Source organism: Anabaena sp. CCY 9402-a, assembly GCF_963920945.1.
GTDB lineage: Bacteria > Cyanobacteriota > Cyanobacteriia > Cyanobacteriales > Nostocaceae > Trichormus > Trichormus minutissimus.
In genome coordinates this window covers 1-22,274 of record NZ_CAWUDL010000032.1, presented here as the reverse complement: position 1 = coordinate 22,274, position 22,274 = coordinate 1, and the positions used below count along the sequence as shown (strand labels likewise).

21 protein-coding genes and 1 pseudogene are annotated in these 22,274 nt (G+C 39.9%); 17 read left to right on the top strand and 5 right to left on the bottom strand.

The window, feature by feature from the left end; translation table 11 throughout:
• The first annotated feature begins 6 nt into the window (after window positions 1–6).
• On the top strand, window positions 7–2,181 hold the full coding sequence (locus tag ACM0OR_RS13660) for a DEAD/DEAH box helicase (protein ID WP_414576737.1): 2,175 nt from the start codon (window positions 7–9) through the stop codon (window positions 2,179–2,181).
• Window positions 2,182–2,341: 160 nt separating this feature from the next.
• Complete coding sequence (locus ACM0OR_RS13655; protein WP_414576736.1) at window positions 2,342–4,081, top strand: protein kinase domain-containing protein; 1,740 nt, start codon at window positions 2,342–2,344, stop codon at window positions 4,079–4,081.
• 100 nt (window positions 4,082–4,181) lie between these two features.
• Here ACM0OR_RS13655 and ACM0OR_RS13650 read toward each other — a convergent pair whose 3' ends face one another.
• Window positions 4,182–4,481, bottom strand: a complete 300-nt coding sequence (locus ACM0OR_RS13650; protein WP_190699551.1) for a 30S ribosomal protein PSRP-3 — start codon at window positions 4,479–4,481, stop codon at window positions 4,182–4,184.
• 168 nt (window positions 4,482–4,649) lie between these two features.
• Between ACM0OR_RS13650 and ACM0OR_RS13645 the strand changes: the two genes are divergently transcribed.
• The 7 genes from ACM0OR_RS13645 (at window position 4,650) to ACM0OR_RS13615 (ending at window position 10,500) form a co-directional block, all read left to right on the top strand.
• Window positions 4,650–5,453, top strand: coding sequence for a TIGR01548 family HAD-type hydrolase (locus ACM0OR_RS13645; RefSeq protein ID WP_414576735.1), 804 nt, complete (start codon window positions 4,650–4,652; stop codon window positions 5,451–5,453).
• A 356-nt stretch (window positions 5,454–5,809) separates the two neighbouring features.
• Window positions 5,810–7,504 (top strand): putative bifunctional diguanylate cyclase/phosphodiesterase, encoded by a 1,695-nt coding sequence (locus tag ACM0OR_RS13640; RefSeq protein ID WP_414576788.1) that lies wholly within the window; start codon window positions 5,810–5,812, stop codon window positions 7,502–7,504.
• A gap of 139 nt (window positions 7,505–7,643) precedes the next feature.
• Window positions 7,644–8,393, top strand: coding sequence for a hypothetical protein (locus ACM0OR_RS13635; protein WP_414576733.1), 750 nt, complete (start codon window positions 7,644–7,646; stop codon window positions 8,391–8,393).
• Complete coding sequence (locus ACM0OR_RS13630) at window positions 8,393–9,184, top strand: Nif3-like dinuclear metal center hexameric protein (RefSeq protein ID WP_414576732.1); 792 nt, start codon at window positions 8,393–8,395, stop codon at window positions 9,182–9,184. Before ACM0OR_RS13635 ends, ACM0OR_RS13630 begins: the two co-directional genes overlap by 1 nt.
• Before the next feature lie 189 nt (window positions 9,185–9,373).
• The gene (locus ACM0OR_RS13625) at window positions 9,374–9,592 is read left to right on the top strand and encodes a hypothetical protein (protein WP_190699571.1); all 219 of its coding nucleotides are present in this window, start codon (window positions 9,374–9,376) and stop codon (window positions 9,590–9,592) included.
• A 217-nt stretch (window positions 9,593–9,809) separates the two neighbouring features.
• The gene (locus tag ACM0OR_RS13620; protein ID WP_190699574.1) at window positions 9,810–9,971 is read left to right on the top strand and encodes a hypothetical protein; all 162 of its coding nucleotides are present in this window, start codon (window positions 9,810–9,812) and stop codon (window positions 9,969–9,971) included.
• 217 nt (window positions 9,972–10,188) lie between these two features.
• Window positions 10,189–10,500, top strand: a complete 312-nt coding sequence (locus ACM0OR_RS13615; RefSeq protein ID WP_190699577.1) for a DUF6679 family protein — start codon at window positions 10,189–10,191, stop codon at window positions 10,498–10,500.
• A 168-nt stretch (window positions 10,501–10,668) separates the two neighbouring features.
• Here ACM0OR_RS13615 and ACM0OR_RS13610 read toward each other — a convergent pair whose 3' ends face one another.
• Window positions 10,669–12,315 carry an MBL fold metallo-hydrolase gene (locus tag ACM0OR_RS13610; protein ID WP_414576729.1) on the bottom strand — a complete coding sequence of 549 codons (1,647 nt, stop codon included), beginning with the start codon at window positions 12,313–12,315 and terminating at the stop codon, window positions 10,669–10,671.
• A 285-nt stretch (window positions 12,316–12,600) separates the two neighbouring features.
• Between ACM0OR_RS13610 and ACM0OR_RS13605 the strand changes: the two genes are divergently transcribed.
• The 4 genes from ACM0OR_RS13605 to ACM0OR_RS13590 all read left to right on the top strand — a co-directional run bounded on the left by ACM0OR_RS13605 (window position 12,601) and on the right by ACM0OR_RS13590 (window position 14,466).
• Window positions 12,601–12,768, top strand: coding sequence for a hypothetical protein (locus tag ACM0OR_RS13605; RefSeq protein WP_414576790.1), 168 nt, complete (start codon window positions 12,601–12,603; stop codon window positions 12,766–12,768).
• Between the two features lie 337 nt (window positions 12,769–13,105).
• Window positions 13,106–13,696, top strand: a complete 591-nt coding sequence (locus ACM0OR_RS13600; protein WP_414576787.1) for an AAA family ATPase — start codon at window positions 13,106–13,108, stop codon at window positions 13,694–13,696.
• Window positions 13,693–13,971: a CopG family transcriptional regulator gene (locus tag ACM0OR_RS13595; protein ID WP_414576727.1), complete on the top strand. Its 279-nt coding sequence runs from the start codon at window positions 13,693–13,695 to the stop codon at window positions 13,969–13,971. The genes ACM0OR_RS13600 and ACM0OR_RS13595 overlap by 4 nt, the downstream gene beginning before the upstream one ends.
• 117 nt (window positions 13,972–14,088) lie before the next feature.
• On the top strand, window positions 14,089–14,466 hold the full coding sequence (locus ACM0OR_RS13590) for a XisI protein (protein WP_414576725.1): 378 nt from the start codon (window positions 14,089–14,091) through the stop codon (window positions 14,464–14,466).
• A 41-nt stretch (window positions 14,467–14,507) separates the two neighbouring features.
• On the opposite strand, the gene ACM0OR_RS13585 is transcribed toward ACM0OR_RS13590, so the two are convergent.
• On the bottom strand, window positions 14,508–15,035 hold the full coding sequence (locus ACM0OR_RS13585; protein ID WP_414576723.1) for a hypothetical protein: 528 nt from the start codon (window positions 15,033–15,035) through the stop codon (window positions 14,508–14,510).
• Between the two features lie 253 nt (window positions 15,036–15,288).
• Between ACM0OR_RS13585 and ACM0OR_RS13580 the strand changes: the two genes are divergently transcribed.
• Window positions 15,289–16,749 (top strand): integrase, encoded by a 1,461-nt coding sequence (locus ACM0OR_RS13580; protein ID WP_414576721.1) that lies wholly within the window; start codon window positions 15,289–15,291, stop codon window positions 16,747–16,749.
• Between the two features lie 95 nt (window positions 16,750–16,844).
• Here the strand turns inward: ACM0OR_RS13580 and ACM0OR_RS13575 are convergent, their stop codons facing one another.
• On the bottom strand, window positions 16,845–17,270 hold the full coding sequence (locus tag ACM0OR_RS13575; RefSeq protein WP_414576719.1) for a hypothetical protein: 426 nt from the start codon (window positions 17,268–17,270) through the stop codon (window positions 16,845–16,847).
• A gap of 277 nt (window positions 17,271–17,547) precedes the next feature.
• Between ACM0OR_RS13575 and ACM0OR_RS13570 the strand changes: the two genes are divergently transcribed.
• Window positions 17,548–20,550 (top strand): PAS domain S-box protein, encoded by a 3,003-nt coding sequence (locus ACM0OR_RS13570; RefSeq protein ID WP_414576785.1) that lies wholly within the window; start codon window positions 17,548–17,550, stop codon window positions 20,548–20,550.
• Window positions 20,551–20,630: 80 nt separating this feature from the next.
• On the opposite strand, the pseudogene ACM0OR_RS13565 reads toward ACM0OR_RS13570, so the two are convergent.
• Window positions 20,631–20,735, bottom strand: a pseudogene (locus tag ACM0OR_RS13565) (Uma2 family endonuclease); the annotation flags it as partial.
• 138 nt (window positions 20,736–20,873) lie between these two features.
• Between ACM0OR_RS13565 and ACM0OR_RS13560 the strand changes: the two are divergent.
• Together ACM0OR_RS13560 and ACM0OR_RS13555 are read left to right on the top strand one after the other, a co-directional pair.
• Complete coding sequence (locus ACM0OR_RS13560) at window positions 20,874–21,512, top strand: Uma2 family endonuclease (protein ID WP_414576717.1); 639 nt, start codon at window positions 20,874–20,876, stop codon at window positions 21,510–21,512.
• A 168-nt stretch (window positions 21,513–21,680) separates the two neighbouring features.
• Complete coding sequence (locus ACM0OR_RS13555; protein WP_414576715.1) at window positions 21,681–22,154, top strand: GNAT family N-acetyltransferase; 474 nt, start codon at window positions 21,681–21,683, stop codon at window positions 22,152–22,154.
• Window positions 22,155–22,274: the final 120 nt, after the last annotated feature.

Here is a 22,274-nt window from a genome sequence, read left to right as displayed (position 1 = left end):
ACAAATATGAGTGATGCTTTTAACCGACTTGCACCCTTTATTCAAGAATATATTTATCATCACAACTGGACGGAATTAAGACCAGTTCAAACAGCCGCTTGTGAAGTGATATTTGACACTGATGCTCATTTATTAATTGCTGCTGCTACAGCTGCGGGGAAAACAGAAGCAGCATTTTTACCTGTCTTAACTGTTTTACATGATAACCCTAGTAAAACTATAGGTGCATTATATATTGGCCCTATCAAAGCTTTAATTAATGACCAGTTTGAACGTCTCAACGACTTACTAAAATCAGTCGATATTCCTGTTTACCATTGGCATGGTGATGTTGCTCAAAGTCGCAAAAATAAGCTACTACAAAATCCTCAAGGTATATTGCAAATTACGCCAGAATCTTTAGAAAGTTTATTAGTAAATAAACACAAAGACCTAGTACGCTTATTTGGTGATTTAAGGTTTGTTGTCATTGATGAAATTCACGCTTTTATGGGTACTGAACGCGGTTGTCAGATTATCTGTCAATTGCAGCGTTTGGTAAATTTAACGCAAGCACAACCTCGTCGCATTGGTTTATCAGCAACTCTGGGTGATTACTCAATGGCTGAAGATTGGTTGCGTTCTGGAACTGATAAACAAGTCATTACCCCTAAAGTTGAAGCAGGAAAACGCCAAATTAAACTAGCGGTAGAACATTTTTATGTTGCTAAACATGATGAATTAGCAGCAACAGACTATGAGCAATATATTTTTAATTTGAGTCAATCTCGTAAATGTTTAATCTTTGCCAATAATCGCACCCAAACGGAATCGATTATTGCATCTTTGCGCCAAATTGCTACTATTCAATCACTACCAGATATCTATCATGTACATCATGGTAGTATATCTGCTAGTTTACGCCAAGTGGCAGAAAATGCCATGCGCGAGCCTCATAACCCGGCTGTAACTGCTGCTACTCTCACCTTAGAATTAGGTATAGATATTGGTAATTTAGAGCGAGTTATTCAGTTAGAATCACCTCTTTCGGTAGCGAGTTTTTTACAACGTTTGGGACGCGCAGGAAGAAGAGGCGAAGCTGCTGATATGCGTTTTGTCTGTGGTGAAGATGAAGTGTTACCAGAAGCATCTTTACCAGAGCAAATTCCTTGGCAACTTTTACAGTGTATCGCTATTATTCAACTTTATTTAGAAGAACGTTGGATTGAAACAATTAAGCCAATTCAATATCCTTTGAGTTTGCTGTATCACCAAACAATGAGTATTTTGGTAGCCGCAGAGGCAATTTCCCCGGCTGCGCTGGCTAAACAGGTTTTAAATCTGCCACCATTTGCTGCTATTTCTCAGGAAGATTATAAATTATTGTTGCGCTATTTAATTGATATCGGTCACATTCAACGGACTGAACAAGGTAAATTAATTTTGGGTGTATCGTCCGAAAAAATAGTAGGTAAATTTCAGTTTTATGCTGTCTTTGCTGATAACCAGGAATATACTGTTAAGCAAGGGACTACAGCCATTGGTAGTATTATTATGCCGCCTCCAGTTGGTAATCAATTTGCGTTGGCTGGGAGAACTTGGGAAGTATTAGAAGTTGATTTCAGAAAAAAAAATATTTTGGTTAAGCAAGTAGATGGTAAAGCTACAATTTACTGGCGTGGTGGTGGTGGTACGATTCATACTAAAGTTCTGCAAAGAATGCGGCAGGTTTTACTAGAGGATTTAGAATATAGCTATTTGCAGAACAATGCACGTCAACGTTTACAGACAGTCCGAAAGTTAGTGCAGAAAGCTGGATTAGATAAGCAGAATATTTTGCAAGTAGAAAAAGGTAAATGCTGTATTTTTCCTTGGATGGGAACTGTTGCTTATCGTACTTTAGTCAGATTAATTAATACCTTTTGTCGGGAATCTTTGGAAATTAGTAGTATTGGTGGGGTTAATCCCTATTATGTGACGCTAAAATTAGGTAAAAATAAGTTTAAAGATGTTAGCCAAGAAATTGTTTCTTTGTGTGAGCAAAGAATTATTCCAGAGGCTTTAGTTAGTTCGGCGGAAGCACCGGAAATGCAAAAGTATGATGAATTTATTCCTCATCCACTTTTACGAAAAGCTTTTGTTTATGATTATTTAGATATGGAGGAAGTTAAGCAGCAAGTAGCGCGGTGGGAAGGAATTTAAAATTTAAAATAACAGGGAGTAGCCAAAATGTCTGGTTTGATATTTAAACGCAGAGAGGTGCGGAGGTTCACGCAAAGGAGCGCGGAGTTTTTATCAGAGCTATTTGTGTTTTATTTTGAACCAATTGGGATGTTGCCAGAATAAAAAGGTTTTGGTTATTTTGAATATTTTACAAAACCGTTATCGGTTAGTTAATTTAATTAGTCGAGGGGGATTTTGTGAAAGCTACTTTGCTGTAGATGAAGGTAAATCTCCGCCTGTTGTTTGTGTAGTACAAAAACTATATTGTGACAATCAAAGATTAGACAGCTTTGAACAAAAAGCATGGTTAATTAAGGAAATAGGAAAACATTTACAAATTCCAGCTTTATTGGCATATTTCCAAGAGAATGATCACTTTTATTTAGTACAAGAATTTATTGTAGGCTCGAATTTAGCTCAGATAGCAGATGCAGAAGGTGCTTTTAATGAAACTCAAATTTGGCAACTTTTAGTGGATATATTACCAGTTCTGAAATTTATTAGCGATCGCCATCTGATTCACTGTGACATAAAACCCCACAATATTATCCGTACTAATTCAGGAAATTTGGTATTAGTCGATTTCGGTAATGCTCAAATCGCCTCAGATATTAACCAGCTAACTACTAACACCATTACTGGTAATCCAGAATACGCTGCACCAGAACAAATCATAGGTAAAGCAGTATTTGCTAGTGACCTTTATAGCTTGGGTGTAACTTGTATTTATTTACTTACCCAGATTTCACCCTTTGATTTGTTTGACATTGCCAATGTAGTTTGGGTGTGGCGACAGTATCTTACTACTAGGATAAGCGATCGCCTAGGTAATATACTTGACAAATTACTCCAAAAAGCCATTACTCAACGCTACCAATCCGCCGATGCAGTTATGGTGACAATGGGTATCGCCAATACATCTACATATTCTCGCGGCGATTTAAAATCCCCTAATCCGTGGCAATGCACCCATACTTTTACAGAAACTACTAGTATTAATGCCCTCGCCATCAGTCCTGACGGCAAAATCTTAGCTAGCGGTGGCGAAAATAAAATGATCAAATTATGGGAATTAGAGACGACAACAGTAATTAATACCTTATCAGGACATTCCCAAGGTGTGACATCGGTTGCTTTCAGTCCCAACGGTCAAATTTTAGCCACAGCTAGCGATGATAAAACTGTGAAATTGTGGCATATCCCAACATCTACAGAAATTTACGCCTTAGTTGAACACTCACACGCCGTCAAATCAGTAGCGTTTAGTTCCGATGGGCAAATCCTCGCTAGTGGGAGTTGGGACAAACAAATCAGACTTTGGGATGTTGAGACCGGTGCAGAGATTTTTTCCCTCCAAGGACATCAATTACAGGTGAGTGCAGTCGCCTTTAGTCCAGACGGACAACTTTTAGCCAGTGCTAGCTTTGATAGAACAATTCGCCTTTGGCAATTGAAAAACCGCCAGTGCTATGACTTGTTAGAAACAATCTCAGGTCATACACGGGCGGTTTTAGCGATCGCCTTTAGCCCAGATGGTAAAATTCTGGCTACAGGCAGCGATGATAACACCATTAAATTTTGGGATGTCAACACTTGTCAGCTAATTGGCACACTCTTAGGCCATTCCTGGGCAGTAGTGGCAGTAGCTTTCACCGCCGATAGCAAAACGCTCATTAGTGCCAGTTGGGACAAAACCATCAAGCTTTGGCAAGTCAGCACAACACAAGAGATAACAACCCTTCTTGGTCATGTAGACTCAGTAACCACTCTTGCTGTCAGCCAAGTTGCACAACTAATTGCTAGTGGCAGCCGGGACAAAACCATCAAATTGTGGCAATTTAGTTCTGTTAGCGGTAGCGCGGCGTTTAGCCGGTGCTGAGTAGTGAGTAGTCAGTAGTGATTGGGTGGGTGGAGAATTGGGACATATAAAAGTTTCCCCCTTGTCTCCAATCCCCAATCCCCAGTCCCCAGTACCTCAATCAAGCACTACCAGTGAAGGCAACTTCAGGGAATTTTAACTGTGCTTCTGCCATCGGACGGTTTCTACCTTCCTCTTGCCAGTAGTTAATCACTTCTGTTGCCTTATTGAGCAACTCGACGCGATCTATATCGGTAATCCAGTGCTTGGATTCGAGTTCTTTCTTTAACTCTTCCCAGGCATCATTCCTAGGCCAGAAGAAATACTTAGTCAAAGGACTTGTACCTTTGCCGACAACTTGATCAACTGCCAGGGCAACGTTCTCGTCTAGCCAAAGGATTTTCAAAATGAACTTGGACAATTACACCTCCGGGGAATATCCGGCTATGACTTACTAAGTTTGCGATCGCTTATTTTAACGCAATACTTACCAATTCACCAAATAGTAATTCTTAATCAGAAATTGACTTATTTTCAATCATGACTCAATTTAAAATTTAATAGCTAAAAATTTCACTTCCCCCATCCCATGACTGCAAAACCCTCAACAAAAGCGATCGTTGTATTTGATATTGACGGTGTGGTGCGTGATGTTGGCAATTCCTATCGTCGCGCACTGGCAGATACGGTAGAGTATTTTACTGACAACACCTATCGCCCTACATCCCTAGAAATTGACCAACTCAAGTCAGAAGGTATCTGGAATAACGATTGGGAAGCATCCCAAGAATTTATTTATCGCTACTTTGCTAGTCAAGGAACGCCTCGTGAACAATTACAACTTAACTACGAAACTATAGTTACCTTTTTTCAATCCCGTTATCGTGGTCTAGATCCCCAAAACTGGACAGGATACATCTGTGATGAACCTTTATTATTACAACCTAGCTATTTAGAACATCTGACACAAGCGGATATTGCTTGGGGCTTTTTTAGTGGTGCTACTCGTGCTTCTGCTACCTATGTTTTAGAAAAACGTCTTGGCTTACAGTCTCCAGTGTTGATTGCAATGGAGGATGCACCCGGTAAACCAGATCCTACCGGGCTGTTTGCCACGCTCAATCATTTGGAAAATGGCTTAGAAACCACATCGACTGTGATCTACGTAGGTGATACGGTGGCCGATATGTACACCGTTGGTAAAGCCAGAGAACTCCAACCGCACCGTACTTGGATTGGTGTAGGTATCTTACCGCCTCATGTGCAAGAAACAGCAACTCGTTGTGAAGCTTATGCACAGACACTAGTAACAGCAGGTGCAGCAGTGGTTTTAAGTAATGTTGAGCAATTAATTCCAGACACAATTGCGGAATTATTGATCAATAGTCATTAGTCATTAGGGATTGGGGGATGGATCACCATTTTCCCTTTCACCTGATGATTGTAGCGATGACCGACCGTCGGTCGGAGACCATCTCTACGAGAGGCTTCGCCAACGCAGTTTACCAACAATCACTAGCTAACTAATTTACAGTCTTTATACTTGTTAAGTGAAATTGCTTAGAAAGGATTAATCATAAAAATGCTCATAACCTAATCTTTAAAAGAAAATAACCGAATAATTGCAATATTATTATTTTTACCAAGTTAGTATAATAAATAACTGAAATCGCTTTAACTGGTTAATTCGCTCCAGACTAATTTGTGGCGAAAGATAACCAGCTAACTATCAAATATTATCAAGTATCTATGTATCTGAGTCAAACGCTTTACCTATATTCCTTCTTAGCCCATTGGAAATTTCTCAAAAAAAGTTATACCGCCAAAATCATGTCGGTAGCTTTTTTGGGTACTCACATACCGCTATTGTCATTGCTGTTCAGTTTTGTCATCTCCAATTCCTATTCTTGGGAGATGATAATTCGAGTTTTAGTTATCGCTTTGATAGCAACTTTGGTAGGTACGGCAGCTACACTTTATGCACTACATTACCTCCTTGCTCCTGTCAATTTGACATCAAAAGCATTGCAAGACTATCTCAACACCAAAACCCTGCCTCAGTTGCCTACAGAATTTGCAGACGAAGCAGGTACACTCATGGCAGATACCTCGCACACCCTACACAAATTAGATGAATTAATTGACCAAATCAGCCATTATGACAAAGTGACGGGATTACCTAATCGGGAACTATTCATTAATCGCCTCCAGCAAAGTATCTGTCCACAGAATAGCGACAAAGTGATCGCTGTGATAGTTTTGGGTATTGATGATTTTACAGGGGTGAGTCATGCCCTCGAACCTGAGCAATCAAGTTTATTATTAAGAGCAGTAGCAATGCGGTTGGATAATTGCATCCTTGCAACTGATATCCTGGCTCATTTGAATGGCGATGAATTTGCGATCGCACGCACAGACATACCATCATTAGAAAGTTTAATCAAACTCTCCCAGTTGCTGCTGAGTACCTTAGCTAAACCCTTCACTGTTCAAGATATCCAAATTCATATCACAGCTAGCGTCGGTATCACTATGAATAGTTTTGATCACGATGTTGATCAACTCTTGCAACAGGCTCATATAGCCCTGTATCAATCTAAGCTACAAGGCCGTAGTCAATCACAGTTTTATTCCCCAGAAATTAATGCCCAATTGCAGGAGAGGTTGGCATTAGAAAATGAATTACGTGGGGCTTTAGAACGCAACGAAATCATAGTTTATTACCAACCCTTAATAGATTTACCCAGTGGAGAAATAAAAGCCGTTGAAGCATTAGTTCGCTGGCAACATCCTACAAGGGGTTTAGTATCACCCGCCCAATTTATCCCCATCGCAGAAGCCAATGGTTTAATTATCGAGATTGGTGAATGGGTATTGCGGACTGCTTGCGCTCAAAATCTCGCGTGGCAACGTGCCGGACTTCCTCCTCTTCGGATGTCGGTAAACCTCTCTGCACGACAGTTTGAACAAGCAGATTTGGTAAAAGTAGTTAACCAAATTCTCCAAGAAACTGATCTACACCCATCTTACCTAGAATTGGAGGTGACAGAAAGTTTTTTGATGACTGACGTACAGCGTTCCGTAAAAACCTTAAAACAATTACGAGAATTAGGGGTCTGGCTAGCCCTAGATGATTTTGGAACTGGTTATTCTTCACTCAACTATCTCAAACAATTTCCTGTGAACATGATCAAAATTGACCGTTCTTTTGTGCAGGATGTCGTCTCTAATACTGACAGTGCCGCCGTTACTGATGCGATTATTGCTTTAGCCAAAATTCTCCATTTGAAAATCACAGCTGAGGGTGTAGAAACTGAAGAACAGCTTGATTATTTGCAAAAGCGGGGGTGTCATGAAGGTCAAGGTTTTTACTTTAGTCGTCCTGTTCCGGTTGAGCAAATTACAGAAATGTTGGAGCAAAGTTATCAGCTAGTAGCAGCATAGGATAATGGTATAGGGATGTGACATCCTCTCCCGCTATAGCCGTAAGGGTATAGCGGTTAAGTTTATTTATGTTAAATAAATTTATGTGTTGTAACAATATATAATAATCGTTTGCAGCCTTTAGCCTATCTCAATAAAGATGCAGTCACACATTGTACCAAACAATAGTTTCCAATTTATTGATGAAATCCTTAATCAACATAATGTGAAGCTTTTAAGTCTTGATCCTCACAAAAAGATAATCACTAGCTTTGTAGAAATAGAATTATTAATTAGAGAAAATATTACAGATAATCAATTAATTAACAATCTGCAAAATACTTTAGAAAGTATAGTTAAATCTCAATTGCAAAATTTCCCGGAGAATATCTTTTGGGATTTTGATTTTATGGTTAGTAGTATGTTGTATCAGGCATTAAATACAGAAGATGATGCGGTTGATTTCCTAGGAAATTTTGCTAATAAAATGGTATTACTGACCGAGTTATTTGGAATTAATAGTGAAATCCGTTTTCGCTATGTACATGATTTTATCTATGGTTTTGAATGGGCAAAGTGGGTACAAAAAGACCCACAAAATCGTGCTTTTATAGAGCCTTTTAGTTTGATTTTTCTAGATTATTTACTCATGAAAACCAAGGAACTTATACAACGCATTCATCGTGGTAAATCTCAATCTTATAAGTTGTGTGATAACGGTTTTCGGAATCCTTTTACATTTTCCCGCGAACCAGAAGATGAATATCGTTTGTTAACTCATCTAGCTCAAGCTGAACTTATCCCTGTAGCTGCTTGGGATTGGAATGCTTCTCCTATTTGGAACAAACCTTTTCAGGAAAGACGTGAACAATTAGCATTAGAGTTGAATATTCAACCCCAAAAACATTAATGAAAATTGCTGATTTAATTACTTGGTTTGAAGCATGGGCTAATCCTGCTTGGTGCGAAAGCTGGGATAATTGTGGCTGGCAGATTGAGCCTGGTGTCTTACAAGAGTCGGCGAGAGTTTTGGTATGTTTAACACCAACTTTGGCGGTAATGGAAGAAGCGATCGCCTTAAATGCTAATCTAATTTTTGCCCATCATCCTTTAATTTTCAGTCCCCCCAAATCTTTCCGCTCTGGCGAACCGATTACGGAGATGGCGCGATTAGCCTTCACCCACAATATCGGTATCTACACCGCCCACACCAATTTTGATCAAGTCGCCGATGGTACGGCTGACGTTTTGGCGCAAATTTTAGGATTAAAAGATGTTGCCCCTATTGTACCTACCCAAGCAGAGTTGGGTTATGGACGGGTGGGATTATTAGAACCATTTTTGACGTTACAGGAATTACTCACAGTTATTCAAAATCGCCTGACTCCTCCAGATTTAATTTTTTCCCCCAGTGCTGATTTACAGCAGGTAGTTTCTAGGGTGGCGGTGTTGGGTGGTTCGGGGGCTGGTTATATTTCGGCGGTGGTGAAAACAGGCGCACAAGCTTATCTAACTTCTGACTGCAAATTTCACCAATTTCAAGAAAGCCGCGATCGCCATCTCATTTTGATCGATGCTGGACATTATGCCACTGAACGCCCCGCCTGCGATCGCTTGGCGCAAAAATTTCAGTCTTTAAATCTCGACTGGGTGCAACTAAGTACCAAGGATGAGGATTTCCGCCAGTTTTTTCAAGCTTAACCAGAAAGCAGGAGGTAGGGGGAAAATTCAATCCCCCATCACTAACATTAATTTTTGTATTACTTATTGTGATACGGATCACACTTTCTTGTAATTAAAATCACAACGGTTTGCTGTTCTATATCAATCATCAAGAACGTAAAGTAGTCCAAACTGGAGGAGATAAACTGCGTACTCTACCAAAACACGATGATTCGCGCACTTGTTGAATCTGCTTTTCAAACTGGATATCTGAGCGTTGAATCTGAGGGCTTACTGCATCAGGTACTGGCGACTAAATGCTATCCGCCAGAAGATTTGGCAGTTCTGGCAGATTTATGTGATGCAGTGCATACAGGAAAAATTAAACGAGAGGGATCTTCTCAACTGCTGATTGAGTCTATCAATCAATACAAGTCTTGCGAATAGTGGTGAGTGTTGAGTGCTGAGTAAGGAGTAAGGAGTAGGAAAATGTCTACCCAGTCCCCAATCACCAGTCCCCAATCCCCTTTCTGTGTCAGGAAAAATTCTTAAACTCAAAACTATTAGGCTTTTGTTGTTGAAAACCGTGAAGGTCAGCAAAAGAATGAGTTAAGATCAAATACGTAGGGGTAACAGTCAAGCCGAAGCCCCAGGCTTCTCAGCAATGCCAATGATTACAAGTAGGCAAATTGAACAACCGCAATCATCGCTTGTTTTGGAGTATTTATTATTACATAATGGTAGAAAGGACTTACCAGCCCATATTCAGCAGGTGAGGACAAGTACCGAATTTTCTTACTTCTATGAAGAAGTAGACATTCGCTAAATGACCCTGAAAGAGATAGAATCTTGGTGCAGTCACTACCAGTTTATGACCCAACATTTCCCTAAATGCTCACAACTAATAGCAATTCCTTGGGTGGGTTTAACTGACACACTGATTCTGAACCATGAAACTCCCCTCCGAAGGGTTTCATTTGCTTGGGGTAAAACCCAGATTTGGAAAGGTTTAACTACGTTGTTTAAAAAGGCAGAAGCAGTACATGCTACACCGCAAGATTTATCAACTGTGTTGCGATGGGCGGGAGGTATGTGTTTTCTTGCGGGACCAGCAACGCTGGATAGAACGCGCCCGCATTCTCGACATAGAAGGCGATTTAGTGACCCTGCGCTATGAAACAGAAGAAGAAGACGAAGTTTGTTCTTGGGAAGAAATGGTTCGCCTCGAAAGCATCGGTGCTGTAACTCAAAAGTTAGCTTCAGTCCCACGCGGTAATGTAGAACCACTCATGACTGAAGATTGTCCAGAAGCCGAGCGTATCCGCAACCACTATCCTGAGTCGAATCCTGAATAAACGAGGCAGGAGGCAGGAGGCAGAAGGCAGGAGGAAAGGTAGTTTTAAAAGCTTCATTTTTCTGCAAAAACTTCTGTTTATCTGTCCCTTCCTACTTACCTAGTTCTGTATACACCCTAATCCTGAGTAAACTCTCGTACTCAGGATTAATTATTTAATGACTCATGACTATTCAACATTTGTTGTGCTTTCAAAAGCGGGGCAGTAACCCTCTAGGGTGACTCTAAAGTTATGTAAAGGAGAAGCTGGATTCCAACAGCGTTGTCCCCTTTGGTGTCGGCAAGTACCACAGCAATCGACATCGGACATAAAATAGCGATCGCTATTTTGATTCAGCAATTCTCGTTGTGTTAAGCCCTTAAATACTAATTCTTCTCCCTGCCAACGGGCTTCGATTAAACCTGTATCTGCAAACTGTCGCCAACGGGGATCGGCGGTGATGGCATCGGGTAGTGTAATGGTGATGAGTGTATCTAATTCTGTTACTTCCCCTTGATAATTTGTCTCAGGGGCGGCTGGTTGTAAAAAGGTATCCCCAATGGGCAGTTCTACGCGCGTACCAGCCAAGGGAGAATGGATGTGATAGCGGTTTTGTAATTCCTCCAAACTGGTTAAGTCGGCTAAATAAGCCGCAGAACCATGCACAAAGACAACGTGTTGGGGTCGCAAGTTATGAATTAACTGGGTAGTTCCAGGGCCATCGCTGTGCTGTGCTAGTAGATAGGTTTCGATGGTTGTGGGTGTTGGGTATTGCTTTTTAATTTTGACATCTATTTTTTCTGGCAGTAAGACGAGCCAAGACCCGGTGTTGGGTTGGCAGTATTGGCTAAAATCTGCTGTGACATCTGTAAGCACAATACAGGGAGATATTCCCACGGTGTGACGATGTTCTGACTGCAACCGCCGCACACGGGGGCGTATTCGTTCATCCCAAAATAAAGGTTGATGGCGGGCAAAGTTTTGGACTGATGGCGGTAGATGGGGTAATAGTTCCAAGTAAGCGTCGCACCCTTTAGCCACAGCACCATCAACCCAAATATCTAAATCTCTACCGGTGAAATGGTGGTGAGAGCGCAACAGCATTAACAGTTCTTGCCCCAAACCTAATGCGGGTGTGGGTAGTAGCACAGAAGAACCGTCTGCGATCGCTTGGTTGATGCGTTCAGCTAGTAGGTTTTCTTGGTTGCGGCGGTGGGGGTGACGTGATGTGCCGTAAGTGCCTTCAACAATCAGCACGTTCACATCTGAACCCCGCAATTCTTCTAACCGCAAACCTTCTACTAATCGAGAATTAGATAAGAAAAAATCTCCTGTATAGAGGAGCTTATAAGCGCGTTGGGCTGTGGTGTATGTGAGGAGAATTGCTACTGCGCCTGGCAAGTGTCCGGCGGGGAAGATTTCCGCAACTAGCCCTTTTTGTAACTCAATGGGCGATCGCAACGGCAAGGCGTGACAAAACTGTGGGACGTTTTCTTGCTCTGTCCAACTCAGAGGCAGCAATTTGCTAGTTACTTCACTGGCGTAGATGGGTAAATGAGGGAAGGCTTGATGCAGTGACAATAACCCTCTAGCGTGGTCTGGGTGAGCATGAGTGACTAATACTAAATCTGCTGGTAGCTTTGACGATTTAGTGACACTTTTTTTTAAGGATGAAATGTCTGCTAAACCACAGTCTAGTAGGATGCGGTGTGGCCCCATCCGCACCAACAAACATACACCCTCGTCATGATGCTGAACACTATAAGGAAAGCATTCTAATTCTGTTGCTGTTTCCTCTGTGTCAACGCGGGAGTATGCTGGCACATTATCCCTCATGCTTTCCTCCCCTCCCATCTCATAATCTTTGACATATCCCAAAAGCCCACTTTTCTAAGGATTTTGGTTTGTAACCTAGGGGTAAGTTTGACAATGTGCCTCTCATCCCTAAGAATATGGGTTTTTGATTGGGGAGGACACCTCTTGCAAACCCTCACTGCTTGGGAAAAGCTGATAACGAGAAGCCCTAAAGCTAGAAGCTTAGGGAACTTGCCTTTTGCTTTGAGCTATCAATGGGCAGAGCCATTGCCGTGATAGTTCTCTGAATCATAAAATCCATTTTTCGTGCCAAAAAATAGGCACGAAATGGTGAATATGACAGTTAACCCAACGATAATCAGCTTTACATCCATTGGTTTATTACCCTCTCATCAAGACTTTTTTATATTAATAGTGCGATTTAATAATCTAGCTGAATCGCTAGAAAATCTTTACTATGCTTGGTTTGATTGAGCAATAAGTAAATTTACTACCTTCAGTCTGATTGTAAAACTTTTCAGATCACCTGTCTATTAACGTAATACGCCTTTACAAAGCATTTTTGGGAATGGGGCATTGGTCATTTCTAATACTTAATTTAATTATGTATTAAATAAATTTTTATCCCACGATTTGCTGAATAAACTTAGCACTAAATCTTTTAGTCCATGAATATTTAGTATACAATCTAAAAGCCTATAAAGTATTTTTGGCATTTAAACATTTAGATGTTTAAATTTTTATAGCTAAATTAAATGTTCAAATGTTTAGATATGAAGTAAAGTCTGGAAATTATTTGCATTTAGAAAAAATGATCATTACGGTAGCGGCTTTCAAGGGTGGTGTGGGGAAGTCTACGACAGCCTTGCACTTGGCTACATATCTCCAGAAGCAAGCTGACACGCTGTTAATAGACGGTGATTTAAACCGCAGTGCTTTAGATTGGTCAAATCGGGGTTCTTTGCCATTTAAGGTGGCTGATGAGCAACAGGGGGTGAGTTTAGCGGGGCTTTATGAGCATATAGTTATTGACACCCCAGCCAGGCCAGATGCAGATGAGTTAAAAACTCTAGCTAAAGGATGCGATTTGTTAGTTATCCCGACTACACCAGATGCGATCGCACTAGCAGCAACTCTGCAAATGGTGGATTTACTGAAAAAACTTAAAACAAAGTATAAAATCCTGCTGACTATCATTCCCCCAAATCCGAATAAAGCAGGAGAAGAAGCGAGGACAACCCTATTAAATGCTGGAATACCTGTGTTTAAATCTGGAATTCGCCGTTTGGCTGTATTCCAACGTGCTGCTTTAGAGGGTGTTCCAGTTAATGATGTCAAAGATGCTTACGCCAAAATTGCTTGGCGGTGTTACTCCGAGGTAGGAAAGGAAATTTTACTGTGAATAATAAGAAGAAAGCTAGCCGTTTTGATGATTTAATTGATGCTGCTCGTAGTCGTCAACAGCGAGATCAGCCACAACCTACGCCAGATACATCTACTTCTGTTACTAAAAGCACTGACCCGGCTTATACTCGTACAACTATCTACTTACCTAAGCAACTCCATCGACAATTGAAGGCTGTTGCTGCTTCTCAGGAACGACAAATGAGTGATATTGTCGCTGAATTAGTTGAACAGTGGTTAGGGAATATGAAGAGTGAAGATACGGGCAAGTAAAAAGGTAAAAGAAAACACTATTTTAGATTTTTTTCAACCTCCATCCATTCAACTTATTACTAGCCAAAACAACCTGCGATTAATTATCGTAGACACTCAACAGGAGCAAATCGTGCAATGGATAAATTAACCCATTATCGCAATACTATCCAGGAAACTATTAAAAAATACTATGAAATGAGCAATTATCAACGCGCTAACACTACAGAAACTACAATTACCAATAGTGTTGCGTCCAGCGTAGGTGATCACCTAATTTTAGACGAACAACGCGACCAATACCTGTGGCTGCGTTGCGGCTGGGATGCCAAAAAACGAGTGCAGCACATCATTTTATATCTTCAGATTCAAAATGGTAAAATCTGGGTAGAAGAAGATAGCACTAACTTAGCAGTTGTTGATGACTTGTTAGCAGCAGGTATTCCCAAAACTGATATTATTTTAGGCTTTCATCACCCCAGTAAAAGAGCATTCACTGAATTTGCGATCGCGTAGGCGTAGATATACATTTAGATCAGATGGGGAGTGAATATTGACTAAATCACAATTGCTTCACCTTTCTCAGTAAAGCGTACTTCTTTAATTTTCCACTGGGAATTACTGGTTAGGGTTTTGCGGAGACTGCCAAATAGGGCAAACTGTTCACAGCCAGAAAGAGAGACGAATTTACGTTTTGATTGGGGTGAGAGTCGCAAGTCGACTGTAGCAATGCCATTGTTGACTCTGACACGATAACCAGACAAATTAAAGTCGGCTGTGTCTTGTTCTTCTATGATTTTGCCGACTGCATTAGTTACAGACTCTGCTGCTGGTACGGTTACTTTTTGCGGGACAAGTTCCTGGCATTGAATATCGCTTGTATATAAAGTCACATTTACTGTGTTGCCAGAGGCAGCTTTAGAGGTATCAGAGGGGGACTTGATACTGTTGTGTTTGGCTCTGAGTTGAGCCATACTTTGGCTTGGGGTTGGTGTTGTGCTGGTTTCTGGTAGGTTGTTAGCACAGCTACTGATGCTAGCTGCGATCGCTATCATCGTAAATGGTAAAAGACACCTGGAAATCATAGTGCAGAACTTTGCTTGTGTATCTTTCTCTTAACTTCAGTATTATTCAGAGCAATTCCGTATAAAATTGCAACGAGTTTTTAGTTGAATTTTACGTAAAAATAAATTTATTGTAGAGTGTGTGAGGCGCATTTTTTCGATATTGTATGCCACGAAAAAAAGTGTTCTATGTGCCAACACGCTACCACATAACACGGTGCGTTAGGCTAACTTTATAATACACCCTACTTAAGACTAGTCTCCAGCCTCTATTATGCCTGCAACTACTTTTGACCCTCGTAATTCTGAATGGGAAGGTATACCCATTGATAAGTGGGAAGCCTCTAAATGGAAGCAATGGAAACCTAAATACCCAGCATCTGATGAACAAGCTAAGTTAGAACGGGAATATCTCAGAATTAAATATGCAGTTCAACAGGCTAATACAGCCCTGAATTTAGATAGAGTCAAAGTTAAATTAAAACTTACTAGCCCAAAAACTATAGGTTTACAGGGTACTTTTCCTTGTAGACCTGGTGATGTTGGTAAACATGGTAGTCCTAATAAACAATATACCATTTCTTGTGGTTTTACCGCTAATGATGCTGGGGTAAAAATGGCGGTATTAAAGGCACGGGAATTAGATTTATCATTAATTACAAAACAATTCCAGTGGACTCCTGAATTACTAGGTAAACAAGCGCAAAAAATAGATCAGGTAGATAATTATAAATATACCAAACTGATTAGTGAGTTGATTCAAGACTATGAGCGAGAATTTTGGAAGACTCACGAGCAGGATAGACGAGGTATTAAGACTTGGGAAAGCCATTATATGAGGCATTTGAAAAAATTACCTCAAGATGTAACTATGTCTGCACAGGCATTAGAGGAGGCTTTAGAAAAAACTAAACCTAATACATCATCTAGGTTCTTTTTGGTGTGGCAATTAAAGAAATTCTGTGATTTTTGTGGGATTGATGACCTCAAAACTATTTACGCTTATGCTACTCCTAATCCTCTCCCAACTATCCGCAAAATCCCTTCAGATGAGGAAATTGTCCAAGGTTATTTTACAATCGGTATGCCATTATCAGCATACACAAGTAAAGATAATATTACTCTGCCTGAACAATGGCAATGGGCATATGGAATGTTAGCAACGTATGGCTTAAGGCCTCATGAGTTATTTGCTGTAGATTTGGAGGCGTTTATAGACCTTAGAAATACTTTTCATTTAGTCAATTTGAATCCTAGTTTGACGGGGGGTACAAAAACGGGTGAACGCAGTTGTGGCATTCCGCCGTTACATCCCCATTGGGTGGAGTTATTTAAGTTAAAAAATATTCGATTGCCTTATAACGAAGGAAAGCTGAGTAATAAAACAGCAAAACTTTATATTAGATTTAGAAATAATGATTTAGGCTTTAGACCTTATGATTTGCGTCATGCTTATGCTATACGGGGTCATCGGTTGCGTGTACCTATAAAAACTATGGCTGATTATCTAGGACATACAGTCCAAGAACATACAAAAACTTATCAAAGATGGATGAACGAAGATACTAATTTAGAAATTTATAAGGAGGTAGTGATTCACAGACAGGGGACTTCTAAGGAAGCAATGAAAGAGAGAATTAATGAATTAGAAGCTGAAACTTTGGCTTTGAAGGCAGAAAATGCGACTTTGAAACAATTATTAATTCAACATCAATTAGGGGAATTGTTGAGTTAGGAAATACAAAAATTCTAATTATCCATTAGAATACTAAAGATCATGTTTGTGAGTGTAAGTTGTCGCTAATCTCGCTACTGTATTTACTTGAAATATTAATTTAGCCAAAATCCACCTACTTTTCCATCTTTAATGCTCAATCTAGCTAAGACATCATCATTGCCATCTTTAAATATAAGTTTCCATAGGTAGACTTGATAACCCTGCTGATTTAGTTTCCCTAAAAAAACTGCCGAATACCCTTTTTTAATACGAGGAGCTAACTGTCCGTGAACTTGTGCAAATATTTGTTTTGTAATACCTTCTTTAAAGGCAGCATTTCCTTGAGATATAAACTGAGTGTAATTGTTTTGTTCAATAGCATTTATGAGGTTTGTAAAAGTTCTTTGCACTTGTTGCTCAACATGACTACTTTGAGCTTTTTTTACTGGCTCGGTTACAGCCTGTACGTTTTTTGCTACACCTAAAGTCAAAGGTGAAATGGTAATGAACCCTGCGATTAATAATCCTATCTTATTCATTTATTCTTTTGTACTCCTGGTGAATTTATTTAATTCAACATATTTGAAACTGATGATAACTCAAAAGAACGACATTATTATAGCAGTCCGCAATTTTTGTATTGTGGGCAATGCTTTTAGTGGGATGAAACCCCGATTTTTATGTCGTTGGCATTGCCCATTCTAGGGTTATTAAGAATGGTGCAAGATATGAACCCTCACTCTCCCATCTTTCGGGCTTTTGTAGATTGCCCCAAATCTTGATGCTGTCGGCTGGAGATTGGGAAACATAGAAATGATGTTACCTGCAAACTCTGACCTAGGAAGTGGCGCAACTATGGCCGATCATCTGATGACTATAGATAAAAATACTTATGAATCCCTACAACAAGAGTTACAAGAACTACGCCAACTAGTGGCAAATAGGGATAAGAAATCTAGCCAAGAACAGATGGGCTTATTTATTGAATATACACCGGCGGCGATCGCTGTTTTTGATCGGGAAATGCGCTACTTGCAAGCTAGTCGTCGTTGGCGAGAAGATTACGGCTTAGGTAATGAAGATATCATTGGTCGCTCTCATTCCGAAATTTGCCCGGAGATGGCTGTGTTTTGGGGGGAAATTCATCAACGCTGTTTGCATGGAAAAATTGAAAAATGTGCCGAAGATGCCTTTAGCCGTGCCGACGGGACAACCGATTGGGTGAAATGGGAAATATGTCCTTGGTATGAAAATTCTGGCACAGTGGGTGGTATGGTCATGTTTACCGAGGTAATTACCACCCGCAAACAAGCTGAAGCCGAACTGAAGCGGTTGAACGAAGAGTTAGAGAGTAGGATTGAAGAACGTACAAAAGCTTTGCAACAAAGCGAATCGCGGTTGCAACGACTAGCAGACAATGTACCAGGTATGCTGTATGAGTTTCATCTTCATGCTGATGGCACAATGTTTTTCCCTTATGTTTCTTCTGGGTGTCGAGAAATTACGGGGAGAGAAGCAAAAGAGTTGCTAAATGATGCCTCTGCCACCTTTGCAGATATTCACCCTGAAGATATATCTAATGTTGAGGCTGCGATCGCTCACTCTGCCCAAACTCTGCAAAACTTTGAATATGAGTGGCGAATTATCACCCCCTCTGGTCAGCAGAAGTGGATTAAAGCTGTTTCTAAACCAGAACGTCGAGTAGGAGGGAAAATTGTCTGGTATGGTTGCCTACTCGATATTACCGAACAACAAGCCGCACTGCGCGATCGCAAAAAAACAGAGCAACAACTGCAACAACAGGCACAATTTTTACAAAGTATCTGGGAAGGTGTAGACTACGGTATTTTTGTCTTAGAAGTGTTGGCTGATGGCGAAGAGTTTCGTTACGTTAAGTTTAATCCTGCCATGCTGAGAATTAGCCCCATGTCTCTAGAACCTTTCTTTGGGAGAACAATGGCAGAAGCACTACCTCAAGACATAGCAAACCACTATCGCCAGCGTTACAGAGAATGTATCAAATCTCAAAAAAGCATATTTTTTGAGGAAAAATTTTTAGCCGATGAGGAAGAAAGTTGGTGGCTAATGAATGTCACACCTCTTTGGGATAGTCATTTCTGCATTTCTCAACTTGTAGTTACAGTCACAGACATCACAGAACGCAAACAAGCGGAAAAAGAACGCCAAATGTTCGTCTCGCTGATTGAAAATAGCAGTGATTTCATTGGTTTAGCAAATCTAGAAGCAAAACCCCTATTTGTCAACGAAGCTGGACGCAAGCTGGTTGGTTTAGACGATTTGGCATCTACTGAAGACTTAACAGTGGCTGACTTCTTTTTTCCAGAAGATAGAGAATATGTACAGCAACAGATGATGCCTACAGTGATCAAAGATGGTTTATGGCAAGATGAATATCGTTTCCGACACTTCCGAACTGGAGAGGTGATACCTGTTGACTATAATGTATTTTCTGTCAAGAACCCAGAGACTGGCGAACTGTTGTGTATTGCAACCATTACTCGTGATATTCGCGATCGCAAGAATGTAGAAGCTTTGTTACAGGAACAAGAGCAGTTTTTACGTAGTATTTATGAAGGTGTTGATCAAATCATATTTGTTATTGATGTTCTAGAAAACTGCGAATTTCGTTATGCTGCCTGGAATTCTACCGCCGAAAAAGCCACAGGTATTAGTCTAGCCAACGTTATAGGTAAAGTACCTGAAGATGTGCATGGTATTGCTGAAGGTGCAGCCATTCGTCAACGATATAAAAACTGTGTGGAAACTGGTATCAGTAGCAGCTATGAAGAGTGTCTGACTTTACGCAATCAAGAAACTTGGTGGCTGACTAAAATCAATCCCCTCAAAAACAGCGAAGGTAGAATTTATCGACTTGTGGGGACAACTCTGAATATTACAGAACGCAAACAAGCTGAAATTAAGTTACAACAACAAGCCAAAAATTTAGAAAATACTCTGCGGGAATTACAACTTACCCAAACCCAACTTATCCACAGTGAGAAAATGTCTTCACTTGGTAATATGGTTGCAGGTGTTGCCCATGAAATTAACAATCCAGTTAACTTTATTCACGGTAATTTAATTCCGGCTAGTGAATATGCTCACGATTTATTGCAGCTAGTGCAACTCTATCAAATTCACTTTCTCTACCCTCCAGAAGAAATTCAAGAATACCTGATAGATATTGACTTTGATTTTCTCAAGGAAGACATAGTAAAGCTGCTCACATCTATGCGTGTAGGTACTCAGCGTATTCGGGAAATAGTCTTATCACTACGCAATTTCTCCCGCCTTGATGAAGCGGAATTTAAGCAAGTTGATATTCATGAAGGTATTGATAGTACCTTAATGATTTTACATAATCGTTTGAAGGTTAAACCAGAGCATCCAGAAATTTTAGTGATTAAAGAATATGGTAAATTACCCTTAGTAGAATGCTATCCTGGGCAGCTTAATCAGGTATTTATGAATATTATCAGTAATGCTATTGATGCTTTGGAAGGTTCATTTGTGGGTGAACAAGGGCAAATTTATATTCGTACTGAAGTCATCAATAACAAGTGGATAAATATCAGCATTTCCGATAATGGTATGGGGATTGATGCTGAAATTGTTTCTAAATTATTTGACCCTTTCTTCACTACTAAAAATGTGGGTAAGGGTACAGGTTTAGGGTTATCTATTAGCTATCAAATTGTGGTAGATAGACATAGAGGTAAATTATCTTGTCATTCAGAACCAGGACAAGGTGCAGAATTTGTGATTGAAATTCCTGTTAATCAACATGAAAATAGCTAAGAAAATCAGGTTAATTCCCAACTATTGTTAAATCTAAAACAAACCCTGGTAATATATCCTCTCCTGATAGTTCTGTAGGTAGCATTACGCTCCAATTTGACATCAGGATTTTCTCGACACAGTTGGTAAAATTGGTCGTTAGTGAGTTTAACAATTGGGTTGAGGTTGAATGTAATAGCTGTCATGGTGATGAAATTGCAGACGGCTTTCACTTATATGTATGATTTTAAGTTACTTTAAATAAACAAAATTTAGTTGTTAACAATAAATGAATTATGCTGGAGTTGGTACTGGTTAGGTAAATTTTAAAAGCGAGGGAAGTGATGTTACTTGCACTCAAACAATTAATTGTACCTGTCGGCCATCAATTATTAATTAAAAATATATCTTGGCCGGAATATAAAAATATTTTGGCGGAATTGGGTGAAAATCGTAGTTTTAAGGTGTCTTATAGTCAAGGGGTGCTGGAAATAATGTCTCCATTACCAGAGCATGAGGTAAGCAAAAAAATCATTGGGAATTTAGTAGAAATCCTCCTAGAAGAACTTGATATGGAATTTTGGAGTTTGGGCTCTACTACTTTTGATCAAGAAATCATGGATGCTGGGGTAGAACCTGACGATTGTTTTTATATCCAAAATGAAGCTGCTGTGCGTGGTAAGGATAGAATTGATTTAACTATTGATCCTCCCCCAGATTTAGCTATTGAAATTGATATTACTTCTCGCACTCGTTTTAATAATTGTGAATTATTGGGAGTCCCGGAATTGTGGCGTTGGTATGGAACTAAATTGGAAATTAATGTTTTAGTTGATGGTAAATATGTAAAATCTCTTAATAGTGCAATTTTTCCTAATTTACCTATTGCTCAAGTTATTCCTGAATATTTAATGCGGAGTAAAATCGACGGTAGAAATGCAACTATGAAGGCTTTCCGGGCTTGGGTGAGAGGGCAAATTTAACCTATAATTAACGTGATTAGATGACCTCTCCCCAACCCCTCTCCGACGCGGAGAGGGGCTGAAAATATCTTGAAAGCTCAAGTAAAAATTCAGGTTTTAAGCCTCTCTCCTTGCAGGGGAGAGGTTTGGAGAGGGGTTTTTAAAATTCGTCGAACTCACGTTATAATCATGAAATTACGAAGATATGAAATAGCTGATACTGAAGCAATTATGCAGTTATTTTATGACACTGTTCATGAGGTGAATATTCGTGATTACACCAAAGCACAAGTAGATGCTTGGGCTTCGGTAAATATGGATGTTGAAGTTTGGATGAGTAGTTTAAAAAGTAAGTTGACTTATGTGGCGGAAGAGGATGGTAAAGTTATTGGTTTTGGGGAATTAGAGGCGAATGGACATATTGACCGCTTTTATTGTCATAAAGATTTTCAAGGTCGAGGTGTTGGGAGTAAAATTTTAGCAGAAATTGAATTTAAAGCGAGAAATTTAAGGATTCAAAAGTTATTTGTGGAAGCTAGTATTACAGCTAAACCTTTTTTTGCAAGGCGGGATTTTATTGTGATGAAAAAGCAAGAGGTGGAACGCAGGGGACAAAAGTTTATCAATTTTGTCATGGAAAAAATATTATCTTATGACTTATAAGATGCGATTTATCGCATCTACATGATAACTAAAATATTTGTTGGGTTTCTCCAAGCTCAACCCAACCCAATACTTCTCGGTTAAGGATTAAGCAGTATTAAGAATAAAAAAAGTGAGTGG